This window comes from Dietzia sp. NCCP-2495, from assembly GCF_026011735.1.
In the GTDB taxonomy this organism is placed as follows: Bacteria; Actinomycetota; Actinomycetes; order Mycobacteriales; family Mycobacteriaceae; genus Dietzia.
On sequence record NZ_BRVN01000002.1, the window covers coordinates 78,848 to 91,476 of the forward strand.

The 12,629-nt window shown below is 69.3% G+C and carries 12 protein-coding genes; 10 read left to right on the top strand and 2 right to left on the bottom strand.

Annotation, left to right across the window (positions count from 1 at the left end; genetic code table 11):
• Nucleotides 1-153: 153 nt before the first annotated feature.
• From ctaD to OPF83_RS02490, 3 genes are all read left to right on the top strand, one after another.
• The gene (ctaD, locus tag OPF83_RS02480; protein ID WP_264885632.1) at nucleotides 154-1,914 is read left to right on the top strand and encodes a cytochrome c oxidase subunit I; all 1,761 of its coding nucleotides are present in this window, start codon (nucleotides 154-156) and stop codon (nucleotides 1,912-1,914) included.
• A gap of 168 nt (nucleotides 1,915-2,082) precedes the next feature.
• The gene (gene serB, locus OPF83_RS02485) at nucleotides 2,083-3,312 is read left to right on the top strand and encodes a phosphoserine phosphatase SerB (RefSeq protein WP_264885633.1); all 1,230 of its coding nucleotides are present in this window, start codon (nucleotides 2,083-2,085) and stop codon (nucleotides 3,310-3,312) included.
• Nucleotides 3,313-3,416: 104 nt separating this feature from the next.
• Nucleotides 3,417-4,058, top strand: coding sequence for an aminoacyl-tRNA hydrolase (locus OPF83_RS02490; RefSeq protein ID WP_264885634.1), 642 nt, complete (start codon nucleotides 3,417-3,419; stop codon nucleotides 4,056-4,058).
• Nucleotides 4,059-4,074: 16 nt separating this feature from the next.
• Here OPF83_RS02490 and OPF83_RS02495 read toward each other — a convergent pair whose 3' ends face one another.
• Both OPF83_RS02495 and OPF83_RS02500 read right to left on the bottom strand, forming a co-directional pair.
• Nucleotides 4,075-6,183, bottom strand: a complete 2,109-nt coding sequence (locus OPF83_RS02495; protein WP_264885635.1) for an ATP-dependent DNA helicase — start codon at nucleotides 6,181-6,183, stop codon at nucleotides 4,075-4,077.
• Between the two features lie 85 nt (nucleotides 6,184-6,268).
• On the bottom strand, nucleotides 6,269-7,612 hold the full coding sequence (locus OPF83_RS02500; RefSeq protein WP_264885636.1) for a nicotinate phosphoribosyltransferase: 1,344 nt from the start codon (nucleotides 7,610-7,612) through the stop codon (nucleotides 6,269-6,271).
• Between the two features lie 53 nt (nucleotides 7,613-7,665).
• Between OPF83_RS02500 and clpS the strand changes: the two genes are divergently transcribed.
• From clpS to rdgB, 7 genes are all read left to right on the top strand, one after another.
• Entirely contained in the window at nucleotides 7,666-8,010 is a 345-nt protein-coding gene (gene clpS, locus OPF83_RS02505; RefSeq protein ID WP_375546194.1) for an ATP-dependent Clp protease adapter ClpS, read from the top strand.
• 4 nt (nucleotides 8,011-8,014) lie between these two features.
• A complete protein-coding gene (locus OPF83_RS02510) occupies nucleotides 8,015-8,644 on the top strand; it encodes a DUF2017 domain-containing protein (protein ID WP_264885637.1) in 630 nt (209 codons plus the stop codon).
• A gap of 10 nt (nucleotides 8,645-8,654) precedes the next feature.
• Entirely contained in the window at nucleotides 8,655-9,362 is a 708-nt protein-coding gene (locus OPF83_RS02515; RefSeq protein WP_264885638.1) for a rhomboid family intramembrane serine protease, read from the top strand.
• Nucleotides 9,359-10,201 (top strand): glutamate racemase, encoded by an 843-nt coding sequence (gene murI, locus OPF83_RS02520; RefSeq protein ID WP_264885639.1) that lies wholly within the window; start codon nucleotides 9,359-9,361, stop codon nucleotides 10,199-10,201. The genes OPF83_RS02515 and murI overlap by 4 nt, the downstream gene beginning before the upstream one ends.
• A gap of 74 nt (nucleotides 10,202-10,275) precedes the next feature.
• Nucleotides 10,276-11,064 (top strand): MBL fold metallo-hydrolase, encoded by a 789-nt coding sequence (locus OPF83_RS02525; RefSeq protein ID WP_264885640.1) that lies wholly within the window; start codon nucleotides 10,276-10,278, stop codon nucleotides 11,062-11,064.
• Nucleotides 11,065-11,186: 122 nt separating this feature from the next.
• Nucleotides 11,187-11,987 (top strand): ribonuclease PH, encoded by an 801-nt coding sequence (gene rph / locus OPF83_RS02530; protein WP_264885641.1) that lies wholly within the window; start codon nucleotides 11,187-11,189, stop codon nucleotides 11,985-11,987.
• Between the two features lie 2 nt (nucleotides 11,988-11,989).
• The gene (rdgB, locus tag OPF83_RS02535) at nucleotides 11,990-12,604 is read left to right on the top strand and encodes an RdgB/HAM1 family non-canonical purine NTP pyrophosphatase (RefSeq protein ID WP_264885642.1); all 615 of its coding nucleotides are present in this window, start codon (nucleotides 11,990-11,992) and stop codon (nucleotides 12,602-12,604) included.
• Nucleotides 12,605-12,629: the final 25 nt, after the last annotated feature.

The window sequence follows — 12,629 nt, forward strand, 5'->3', positions numbered from 1 at the left end:
AGCCCGATGACCACCTCAGACGAGTTCGGCGGGGTGGGTGGGCGGAGTTCTCAGGCGGGGGTTAGGATTGCACTCACGCACTATTCCTATGCGTTCGACGTGGGGTCGGTGGTTCGACCCACGACGTCGGGTGAGGCGTTCAGGAGGACCCTTATGACCGCAGTGGCACCCAAGCCGGTCCACGAGCTCGACCATCCGCCGGGCGAACCCACGGGCAATGCCCGGCCGGGGTCGTTCGTGTGGAAGATGCTGACCACGACTGATCACAAGTTGCTCGGCATCATGTACATCGTCGTGTGCATGGTCTTCTTCTTCATTGGCGGGCTCATGGCCCTGCTGATCCGTGCGGAGCTGTTCCTGCCGGGACTGCAGTTCCTGTCGAACGAGCAGTTCAACCAGATGTTCACCATGCACGGCACGGTGATGCTCCTGTTGTTCGGTACACCGATCGTCATCGGTTTCGCCAACTTCGTCATGCCGCTGCAGATCGGCGCGCCCGACGTGGCGTTCCCGCGTCTCAACGCCTTCGGTTTCTGGCTGTTCACCTTCGGTGGCACCCTCCTGCTCTCGGGCTTCCTCACCCCGGGTGGAGCGGCGTCGTTCGGCTGGACGATGTACATGCCGCTGGCTGACAAGATCCACTCGCCGAACGTCGGCGCAGACCTGTGGATTCTCGGTGTCGGTATCGGTGGTATCGGCACCATCCTCGGTGCCGTCAACTTCGTCACCACCATCATCTGCCTGCGCGCGCCGGGCATGACCATGTTCCGGATGCCGATCTTCACCTGGAACATCCTGATCACGTCGATCCTGATCCTCCTGATCTTCCCGCTGCTCACCGCAGCCGCGATGGGCGTGTTCTACGACCGCACGTTCGGTGGTCGCATCTTCGATCCCGCCAACGGCGGCGCGATCCTGTGGCAGCACATGTTCTGGTTCTTCGGTCACCCCGAGGTGTACGTCCTCGCGCTGCCGTTCTTCGGCATCGTCTCCGAGGTCTTCCCGGTGTTCTCCCGCAAGCCGCTCTTCGGCTACGCGGGCCTGGTCTTCGCGACCCTGTCCATCGGTGCACTGTCCATGGCCGTGTGGGCGCACCACATGTTCGTCACCGGCGCCATCCTGCTGCCGTTCTTCTCCTTCATGACGTTCCTCATCGCCGTGCCCACCGGCGTGAAGTTCTTCAACTGGATCGGCACCATGTGGCGCGGCAAGATGACGTTCGAGGTGCCGATGCTTTTCTCCCTCGGCTTCATCGTCACCTTCCTCTTCGGTGGCCTGACCGGCGTCATGATGGCCGCCGCGCCGATCGACTTCCACATCTCGGACACCTACTTCATCGTGGCGCACTTCCACTACACGGTGTTCGGTACCGTCGTGTTCTCCGTGTTCGCCGGCATCTACTTCTGGTTCCCCAAGATGACCGGTCGCATGCTGGACGAGACGCTGGGCAAGTGGCACTTCTGGCTGATGTTCATCGGCTTCCACTCCACGTTCCTGGTCCAGCACTGGCTGGGCAACCAGGGCATGGCCCGCCGCTACGCGGACTACCTCGAGTCGGACAACTTCACGGTCCTCAACCAGATCTCGACGGTCGGCTCGTTCGTCCTGGGCATCGCGATGCTGCCGTTCGTCTGGAACGTCATCAAGAGCTGGCGCTACGGCGAGATCGTCACCGTCGACGATCCGTGGGGTGCGGGCAACTCGCTCGAGTGGGCGACCTCCTGCCCGCCGCCGCGCCACAACTTCGTGACGCTGCCGCGTATCCGCTCCGAGCGCCCGGCGTTCGAGCTGCACTACCCGCACATGAGCGAGCGCATGCGCGCCGAGGCCCACGTCGGAGGCCGGACCAAGTCCAAGGATCCGCATTCCGCCAAGGACGTGGCTGATCGCGGAGTCTCACCGCAGAAGGGCTGATCACCCACCCCGTACTCACCCACGGGATCGGTAGACACGAGAACCCCGCCGGTAGGCTCGACCACCGGCGGGGTTCTCGTGTGTCAGCTGCGTAGACGTCCACCACGACGCCCTCACAATGACCACCGGGTGGCCGACCGCCCCCACACGTTTTCGTCAGGAGTATCAGTGACCACCTCTGGAACCCCGGCCCTCCTCACCGTCACCGGACCCGATCGTCCGGGTGTCACCGCGCGTGTCACCGCGGTCCTCGCCGCCCACGGCGCCGAGATGGTCGACGTCGAGCAGGTGGTGGTCAACGGCCACCTGTCGCTCGGCATCATGACCCGGGTCGACGAGAACGCCGACGCGGTCGTGGTGGTCCGAGAGCTCACCGAGCAGGTGTCCGAACTGGGGATGCAGCTCGACGTGCAGTTCGACGACATCGCCCCGGCCGCTCCGCCGTCGACCCACGCGGTGGTCATCCTGGGGAGTCCCGTCACCGCGTCGGCCTTCTCGGCGATCGCGGGGTCTCTGGCCACGATCGGAGCGAACATCGACTCCATCCGCGGGATCGCTGACTATCCGGTCACCGGGCTCGAACTCTTCGTCTCGACCGCCGGCCGCGACGCGGCTGATGACGCGCTGCTGCGCGCCACCCTGTCACCGCTGTCGGACGCCCACGGGGTCGACATCTCCGTGGACAAGGCCGGGCTCGCGCGTCGGTCCAAGCGGCTCGTGGTGTTCGATGTGGACTCGACCCTGGTCCAGGGCGAGGTCATCGAGATGCTCGCCGCGCACGCAGGTAAGGAGGAGGAGGTCCGAGCGGTCACCGAGCGGGCCATGCGAGGCGAGCTCGACTTCGCGCAGTCCCTGCACGAGCGCGTCGCGACGCTGGCCGGACTGCCCGAGTCGGTCCTCCAGGAAGTGGCCGCCAACATCGTCCTCACCCCGGGTGCCCGCACCACGATCCGCACCCTCAAGCGACTCGGGATCCGGTGCGGTGTGGTCTCCGGAGGTTTCATCCAGGTCATCTCGGGTCTCGCAGAGGAACTGGGACTCGACTTCGCCCGGGCCAACACGCTCGAGATCGTAGACGGCAAGCTCACCGGCCGGGTCATCGGCAAGATCGTGGACCGCGAGGCCAAGGCCGAGTACCTCCGTGAGTTCGCCGACGAGCTCGGTATCTCGCTGAGCCAGACCGTCGCGGTGGGCGACGGCGCGAACGACATCGACATGCTCACCACCGCCGGACTCGGCATCGCCTTTTGCGCCAAGCCGGCTCTGCGTGAGGTCGCGGACGCCTCGCTGTCCAAGCCGTTCCTCGACGCGGTGCTGTTCATCCTGGGCATCACCCGGGACGAGATCGAGGCGGCTGACACCGCGGCCGGCACGTACCGCCGGGTCCCGTTGTCGTGACGGGCGCTCTGGCCACCGGTGACAGCCTCGACTGGTGCCACCGGCGGTTGGTCGCGGGTTCCGCCGGGGCCGAAGACCCGGACGACAGGTCGACCGTCAGGTCGATGCCGATCGTGTTGCACATGCCCAAGGCAGAGCCGCCGTCGCGGACCCCGCTGCTCGAGGCCGCGGCACGAGCGGTCGCCCTGGTGTGCGTCGACGAGCGGGTGGCGCCCGGTGGTCCGTGGCACGAGCCGTACGCGGGATGGTTGGACGCCCGGATGCGGAAGATCGCCCGCCGGGCCAGGGGAGCGCAGTGGCGCACCGCCCAGGAGGTCGATGGGGTGACCGTCGCGGTCGACGGATGCGAGGCGAGGGCCTTCGTCCCCGGCCCGGTCGACGAGATCGACCCACGGCTCGGCCGACTGCAGATCGGCGGGACCGACCTGGACCACGATCAGCCCGCCGAGCCTGATCCAGGGATCCCCGTGATCTGGATCGACACGGGCCTGGAGATGTCTGTCGGCAAGGCCGCCGCGCAGGTCGGACACGGCGCCATGCTGCTCATGGCCGAGATGTCGCGCACGCGCCTGGAGGAGTGGATCGCGGACGGCTGCCCACTCGCGGTCCGTGAATCCGGTCCGGCCCGCTGGGCCGAGCTGACAGCTGCGGTGCGTCGATCGGAGCCCGGGGTGGCGGCTGTGGTCGATGCCGGGTACACCGAGGTCAAACCCGGCTCACTGACCGTCATCGCCACCGGCGGCTGACCTTATCGGCGTGGTCTCAGGCGTCGCGGAGTCGTTCCAGGGCGCCGATCACCACGTCGCGATTCGCGGTCTGCCAGAACGGCGGAAGGGACGCACGCAGGTAGCCGCCGTACCGTGCGGTGGCCAGGCGGGAGTCGAGTACGGCCACGACCCCGCGGTCGGAGGTCCGTCGCAGGAGTCGGCCGACTCCCTGGGCGAGAAGGAGGGCGGCGTGGTTCCCGGCCACGGCGAGGAAACCGTTCCCTCCGCGCGCGGCCACCGACCGTTGCCGCGCCGACAGCAGCGGATCGTCGGGGCGGGGGAACGGGATGCGGTCGATGATCACCAGTGACAGGGACCTGCCGGGAACGTCGACGCCCTGCCACAGGGACAGTGTCCCGACGAGGGTGGTCTCCTCGTCCTCGGCGAACTGCGCCACGAGGTTCGCGGTGGAGTCCTCTCCCTGACACAGGACGGGGGTGTCCAGTCGGTCACGCAGCATCACAGCGGCGGCTTTCGCGGCACGCATCGACGAGAAGAGCCCGAGCGTGCGTCCACCGGCTGCGGTGATGAGATCGACCATCTCGTCCTCCGCGGCGGGGGCGGTCCCGTCGCGCCCGGGGGCGGGCAGGTGCGCGGCGATGTAGAGGATGCCGTTGCGGGGGTAGTCGAACGGTGACCCCGCGTCGAGCCCGGCCCACCGCAACGCGGAGGCGTCGTCGTCCGACGGAGGTTCCAGGGACACCGCGGTGGAGGTGTCGATACGCGCGGACGAGGCCGGGGGCAGCCCCCAGCTCGCAGCGAGTCCATCGAAGTTGCCTCCGGTGGTGAGCGTGGCCGAGGTGAGGATGACCGTCGACTCGGCGAAGAGCCGTGTCCGCAGGAGGCCCGCGACGGTGAGCGGCGCGACGCGGAGGATCCGGCCGCGGCGGTCCTCGACGCTCATCCAGACGACCTCCATCCGGTCGGCGACCGGCTTCTCGTAGGAGGAGAGCATGCGGTCCGCGGCGTCGGCGATCTCGTCGAGCGCAGCGAGGATCTTCTGTCGGTCCGAAGCGCCCTGTGGGTCGTTCGCGGCCTCGCCGGGCTTGGGGCCGGGCACCGCACTCCGGCAGTTCTCTGCGGTGTGTCGTACGGCCGCCAGCGCGAGGTCCGCGCCTTCGGGTAGGATGTCCCACCGGCCCTCTGGGCAGATCTCGAGGAGCGTCGCGAGGCCTTCGCCAGCGGCCACCATCCGGTCGGCGGTCTGCTGATCGACGATCTTCGCCACGCGGCGGGCGGCCTGGATGACGGCCGCGCCGGTGAGCTCCGCGGTGTTCACGCCGGTGACCCGGTCAGACAGTTCATGGGCCTCGTCGATCACCACCGCGTCGTGTTCGGGCAGCACGGAGACATCCGTCATGGCGTCGATCGCGAGGAGCGCGTGGTTGGTCACCACGATGTCGGCGCGACCGGCCTCCTGTCGGGCCAGCTCGGCGAAGCACTCGGAGACCTCCGGACACAATTGTCCGAGGCACTCTCGGCTGGTCACGGACACCTGGCGCCAGGCGGCATCCGACACGCCCTTCGGCAGGTCGTCCCGGTCGCCGGTCTCGGTGTCCTGCGCCCAGTCGTGGAGCCGGGCGATCTCGCGACCGAGCCAGGACGTCGGTCCGGTGTCGCGGGGTGAGGACTCGCGGGGTGTGCGGGCGGAGGTGGATTCGCCACCGATCGGGATATTGAACAGTTCCTCGGTCTCGATCTCCTCCGGATCCGCCTCGTCCACGGGCCCGCTACCCACGCGGTGGAGGCACAGATAGTTCCCGCGGCCCTTGAGGATCGCGTGGGACGGGGTCACACCCAGGGACGGCCGCAGTGCCGCGGACAGGCGGGGTAGGTCCCGGTCGACGAGTTGGTTCTGCAGGGCGATGGTCGCGGTGGAGACGACGACCGTGCGACCCGTCTCGATCGCGTGTCGGAGCGAGGGGACGAGGTACGCGAGTGACTTCCCGGTGCCGGTCCCGGCCTGCACCGCGAGGTGCTCTCCGGTGGACAGTGCGTTACCGACGGCCTCCGCCATCATCATCTGACCGTCGCGTCGACTGCCGCCCAGACTCTCGACGGCCGTGTCGAGGAGTTCGGAGACGGGAGGAAGCGAGTCGGTCACGCGGTTACCCTAGCCGTCCGGTCCGACAACCCGTCGCCGGCCGGGGGCGGGTGACTGAGGGCGGGTGTCCGCCGGTGCGTGGCGGCTACTTCGGTGGGATCACGCGGACGTTGACTGCCGGATCCCCATGGGACAGGGCCAGACCCTCCCACGGCAGGGTGACCATCACCTCCGAGTGGGTCGCGCGTGACTGCTCGAGAGTGGGGAGGCCGTCGACCTGCTCGCCGCTCCGGACCAGTGGTACCGCCAGCTCCCGCTGGGAGAGGCCGGGGGTGTCCGGGGCGTCGGCGGTGGCGGGCAGGAGGACCTCCTCGACCGCGGTACCGGAACGACGGTGGAGGCGGAGGGCGCGCTTGGCCCCGGGCAGGGATTCCTTGTGTGCCGAACGCTTGGCGACCGGGATTCCGTCCACCTCGACGAGCTTGTAGACCATCCCCGCGGTCGGGGCGCCCGACCCGGTCACCAGGCGCGTGCCGACTCCGTAGACGTCCACCGGCTCGGCCCGCAGCGCCGCGATCGCGTACTCGTCCAGATCACCCGACACAACGATCTTCGTGTTGCGCGCGCCGAGTCCGTCGAGCTGGGCACGGACCTGACGCGCCATGACGCCGAGGTCGCCGGAGTCGATCCGGACCCCGCCGAGCTCGGGCCCGGCCACCTCGATGGCCGTCGCGACGCCCGCGGTGATGTCGTACGTGTCGACCAGCAGGGTCGTGTCGACCCCGAGCGTGGCGACCTGGGAGCGGAACGCGGCTGCCTCGTCGGGCCCGTCCGGCCCGGTGTGGAGAAGGGTGAACGCGTGCGCTGACGTGCCGGCGGACGGCACCCCGTGGCGACGGGTGGCCTCCATGTTGGACGTCGACGTGAATCCGGCGAGGTAGGACACCCGCGCCGCGGCGACGGCGGCCTCCTCGTGGGTGCGACGGGAGCCCATCTCGATGATCGGTCGACCCGCGGCGGCGGATGTCATACGTGCGGCGGCGGAGGCGATCGCGCTGTCGTGGTTGAGGATCGACAACACGAGGGTCTCCAGGACCACGCATTCCGCGAAGCCGCCCCGGATACTCAGCACGGGGGAGCCGGGGAAGAACAGCTCACCCTCGGCGTAGCCGTCGATGTCGCCGGTGAACCGGTAGTTCCTCAGCCACTCGACGGTTCTGTCGTCCAGTGTATCCGCGACGACGTCGATCTCCTCGTCGGAGAAGCGGAAATCGACCAGCCGCTCGAGAAGTCGCCCGGTGCCGCCCACGACGCCGTAGCGACGCCCCGTCGCCAGTCGTCGGGCGAACACCTCGAACACGCAAGAGCGGTCCGCGGTGCCGTCGGCGAGCGCGGCCCGGATCATGGTGAGTTCGTACTTGTCGGTGAGAAGCGCCGTGGAGGGACGCCCCACCGTGGGCGCGTCGGGGGGAGGGGTCGTGGACGTCACCCGCCAGACTCTACGTCGTGGCCCCACGGCCGGTAATCCGTATCCTGGGATGCATGCACCCAGTGACGACACCGCTCGCGGTCGTCCGGAGCGCCACACCAGTCATGGCGATGCCGGCGGCCGTGCCCGTGGAGTCCACGGACACCCAACTCGACGGTGGGATCGACAAGCCGTGGCTCACCGTCGTCTGGGACGACCCGGTCAACCTGATGAGCTATGTGACCTTCGTGTTCCAGCGGGTCTTCGGCTACAGCAAGGAACATGCCCACGACCTGATGCTCAAGGTCCACAACGACGGCCGGGCCGTCGTCTCGTCGGGGAGTCGGGACAAGGTGGAGAACGACGTGCGGAAACTGCAGGAGTCCGGACTATGGGCCACCATGCAGCGGGAGGCGTGAGTCGATGAAGGCCTGGCAGCGAAAGTCCTCCCTGGGCGGCGCCCGCATCAAGGCGGTCATGGAAAGCCACGAGGTGCAGATCCTGCACGCCCTGGTCTCCAACGTCGTGGACATGCTCGAGCAGCGCCGGGATTCGGCGCCGCGTGACGAGCTGGCCGAACTGACTGGGATGCGCAGTGGTCATTCCGAGAAGCCGGACGAGGCGCCTCTCGCACGGCTCCTGCCGGACTTCCACCGACAGGAGAAGTCTGACGCGGCATCGGAACGGTCGGGGACCGAGCCCGACGGCGCGGCGGTCGCACGCGCCCACAACGCGGGGATGCGGATGATCCACGAGCCCGCGATCATCGACGCCAAGCTCGCCGGTGCGGCGGTGCTCCTGCGTTCCCTGCCGTCACGAGGCGGGACCGTCTCGCTCACCCTCGAGCAGGCGAACGCCTGGATGGGCTGCCTCAACGACGTACGTCTGGGACTGGGCGCGGTCCTGCTCGAGGCCGGGGGAGACGGTGGCGTCCCCGCGACGGACATCCCCGAGTTCGTCCCTGACGACGATCCCCGTTCGGCGCAGCTCGACGTCTACCACTGGTTGACGTTCATGCAGGATTCGCTGTGCACCGCCCTGACCGGGCAGTGAGGAGAAGGCTGTGAATCGACGTCCGCGAGGCCGCGGGATCCCGGCGGCGGGTATGCCGGGTTCGCCGGGTATACCGGGTACGCCCGGATCGCCGGGTACCGGCCGGGACCCCGCGGCGCCGCGACGCGGCACCGCGCTGGTCCTCCTCTTCTGCTTCGTCGCCCTGATGTGGGTGATCGAGGCCGCCGACCAGGTGATCCTCTGGGCCACCGGGAACCCGCAGGTCCTCGACGCCCACGGTGTCGAACCGCTCCAGACCGACGGCCTGCTGGGCATCTTGTTCCAGCCCCTGCTCCACGGCGGGTGGCCGCATCTCATCGGCAACTCGATCGCCCTACTGATCCTGGGCTCGATCATCGCGATGTCCGGGGTCAAGCCCCTGGTCAGCGTCACGGTGATCTCGTGGCTGGTCTCCGGTGTGGTCTCGTGGCTCATCGGCGGCGTCGGAACGGTCCATATCGGTGCGTCCGGGATCGTGTTCGGCTACATCTGCTACGTCATCGTCCGGGGCTTTTTCTCCCGCAAGTTCCTGCACCTGCTCATCGGTGTGCTGATCGGCCTGTTCTACGGGATCGACGCGATCGCCGGGTTGTCACCGTTGGCCGAGGGAGTGTCCTGGCAGGGCCATCTCGGTGGCGCGATCGGTGGTTTCCTCTCTGCGTACGGCCTCAAGCGGAATCGCACGTCCGGGCAGGCCGCCGCGGGTCTGCCCAGGTGAGCCCAGCGATACACGGTTCGCCGGCCGCGCCACCGAGCCCGGACGCCCCGATCGGGATCTTCGATTCCGGAGCCGGCGGGTTGACGGTGGCGCGGGCGATCATGGATCAGCTGCCGGACGAGTCGATCGTCTACGTCGGGGACACGGCCAACGGGCCGTACGGTCCGCTGTCGATCGCCGAGGTCCGTGCACATGCGCTGGGCATCGCCGACCAGCTCGTCGACCGGGGCGTGAAGGCCCTCGTGATCGCGTGCAACACGGCCTCGGCGGCGATGCTCCGCGATGCGCGCGAGCGCTACCCGGTGCCGGTGGTCGAGGTCATCCAGCCGGCGGCACGTCGTGCGGTCGCCACCACGCGGTCGGGGAAGATCGGTGTCATCGCCACGCGCGCGACGGTCGCCTCGCGGGCCTACGACGACGCGGTGGCCGCGGCGGCGGGTGTCGAGCTCACGTCGGTCGCGTGCCCGAAGTTCGTGGAGTTCGTCGAACGCGGCATCACCAGTGGTCGTCAGGTCCTGGGGCTGGCGGAGGCCTACCTGGCCCCGATCCGCGATGCGGACGTCGACACCCTGGTCCTGGGGTGCACGCACTATCCCTTGTTGTCGGGCGTCGTGCAGTTGGCGGTGGGCGACGACGTCACGCTCGTGTCCAGCGCGGAGGAGACGGCCAAGGACGTGCTCCGCGTCCTCACGGCCGGGGACCTGCTGCGCCCCCACGATCCGTCCACCCCCGCGTCGAGGGAATTCCTCGTGACGGGGGAGCCGGATGCGTTCCGCAGGGTGGCGTCGCGGTTCCTCGGACCCGGTCTGGTGAAAGTCGGTCGGACGGCGGTGGGGTGATCCGGACGTGATCCTCGCCGTGGGCAGGGCGGGGATGGACACGATGTCGCGTCCGGCGTGGCACGATGGTGGCCATGTTTCTGACTGTCCTGGGGTGTTCGGGGAGTATCGGTGGTCCCACCTCGCCGGCGTCCGGATATCTCGTGGAGGTCGAGGGGCTGGCCCCGGTGGTGGTCGACATGGGGCCGGGTGTCCTGGGCGCGTTGCAGCGCCACGCCGTGCCGGAGGAGGCGACGGTCCTGCTGTCGCATCTCCACGCCGACCACTGCCTCGACGTGCCAAGCCTGATGGTCCTGCGTCGGTACGGGCCGCGGTCGTCGACGTGCGCGCGCGTGCCGTTGGTGGGCCCGTCGGGGTCGGCGTACCGGATCGGGGTCGCGTCGGCGGAGGAGCCGGGCACCGTGGACGACCTGTCGGACACGTTCGAGGTGTCGACGTGGGATGTCACGCCCGAGGTGGAGTTGCGTCAGGGTGACGACGACGACGGCGCCGTGGCCCTCACCGTGCGCTCCGCGCGGGTGAACCATCCACCCGAGTCGTACGGACTGCGCTTCACCTCGGCCGACGGTCGGGTCCTGGTCTACAGCGGCGACACGGCGTACTGCGAGTCTCTGGTCGAATTGTCGGCGGGCGCGGATGTCCTGCTGTGCGAGGCGTCGTGGACGCACGACGAGGCGCACCCGCCGGGGATCCACATGTCCGGCAGGGAGGCCGGCCTGGTGGCCAGTCGCGCCGGGGTGGGGCGACTCGTGCTGACCCACATCCCGCCGTGGACGGACCGCGAGGCGGTGCGGGCCGAGGCCGCGGCCGAGTTCGGCGGCGAGATCCTCGTGGCCGAGCCGGACCTGCGGGTCGACATCTGACCGGGTCGCCTGACCCTGTGCGGCGCCATCCGACCGAGTCGCCTGACCCTGTACGTCGACATCTGACCGGGTCGCCTGACCCTGCGCGCGGAGGCCGTTGTGCGCGACTAGGATCGGCGCTCGTGAGCACTTCGACTTCAGGCAGGGCAGACGGGCGCGCGGACGGCGATCTGCGCGACGTGACCATCACGCGGGGCTTCACCTCGCATCCGGCGGGCTCGGTTCTCGTAACCTTCGGGCAGACCCGGGTGATGTGCACGGCCAGCGTCACCGAGGGGGTGCCGCGCTGGCGCAAGGGCTCGGGGCTGGGCTGGCTCACCGCCGAGTACGCGATGCTGCCGGCGGCCACCCATGAGCGTTCGGGCCGTGAGTCCGTGCGCGGCAAGGTCGGCGGACGCACCCACGAGATCAGCCGCTTGGTCGGCCGCTCGCTCCGGGCGGCGATCGATCTGTCGGCGCTGGGGGAGAACACCATCGCGCTGGACTGCGATGTGCTCCAGGCCGACGGCGGCACCCGCACCGCGGCCATCACCGGCGCGTACGTCGCGCTCGCGGACGCGGTCACCTGGCTGCAGTCGAAGGGCGCGGTGGTGGGCAACCCGCTCACCGGGGCGATCGCCGCGGTGAGCGTGGGCGTCGTCGACGGTCGCGTCCTGTGCGACCTGCCGTACGAGGAGGACTCCCGCGCCGAGGTCGACATGAACGTCGTCTGTCAGTCCGACGGCAAGCTCATCGAGGTGCAGGGCACCGCCGAGGGTGCCGCGTTCGGCCGCGACACCCTCGACGCGATGCTGGACTCCGCGCAGGTCGGCTGCGAGAAGCTGTTCGAGCTCCAGCGTCAGGCACTGGCCGCGCCGTACCCGGGTGAGCTGCCGACTCCGCCCGGGGTGACCGCGCCGGGCTCGTCCTCCGCGAGGCGCTGACCGTGGCCGTGCGCCTGCTGGTTGCCAGTCGCAACGCCAAGAAGCTCGCTGAGCTGCGGCGGGTACTGGAGTCCGAGGGGATCGTCGGCATCGAGCCGGTCGGGCTGGACGAGGTGCCCGAGTTCCCCGAGGAGCCCGAGGACGGCGCGACGTTCGCCGAGAACGCGCTCATCAAGGCGAGGTCCGGGGCGCGGGCCACGGGCCTGGCGTGCCTGGCCGACGACTCCGGGCTCGCCGTGGACGCGCTGAACGGCATGCCTGGTGTGCTCTCGGCACGCTGGTCGGGCCGTCACGGTGACGACGCGGCGAATAACGAGCTCCTGCTGGCGCAGCTCGGCGATGTGCCCGATGCCCGTCGCGGCGCCGCGTTCGTCTCGGCGTGCGCCCTCGTGGTGCCGGGCGGCGTCGAGTCGGTCGAGGAGGGCCGGTGGTCGGGGCAGGTCCTGCGGGCCCCGCGCGGTGAGGGCGGGTTCGGTTACGACCCGCTGTTCCTGCCCGAGGGGTCAGATCGCTCCGCCGGCGAGCTCACGCCGGACGAGAAGGACGCGGCGTCCCATCGTGGACGGGCGCTGCGGGCGTTGGCGCCGGCGCTGCGAAACCTCGCAGAGAACGCCTGACCGGCAGGACTGCAGGGCGGCAGGC

What these genes read in the sequence shown, in the direction of transcription:
- OPF83_RS02510 (WP_264885637.1), top strand. Translation starts at nt 8,015, where the DNA reads ATGAAGGCCTGGCAGCGAAAGTCCTCCCTGGGCGGCGCCCGCATCAAG.
- clpS (WP_375546194.1), top strand. Translation starts at nt 7,666, where the DNA reads ATGCACCCAGTGACGACACCGCTCGCGGTCGTCCGGAGCGCCACACCA.
- ctaD (WP_264885632.1), top strand. Translation starts at nt 154, where the DNA reads ATGACCGCAGTGGCACCCAAGCCGGTCCACGAGCTCGACCATCCGCCG.
- OPF83_RS02490 (WP_264885634.1), top strand. Translation starts at nt 3,417, where the DNA reads ATGCCGATCGTGTTGCACATGCCCAAGGCAGAGCCGCCGTCGCGGACC.
- OPF83_RS02525 (WP_264885640.1), top strand. Translation starts at nt 10,276, where the DNA reads ATGTTTCTGACTGTCCTGGGGTGTTCGGGGAGTATCGGTGGTCCCACC.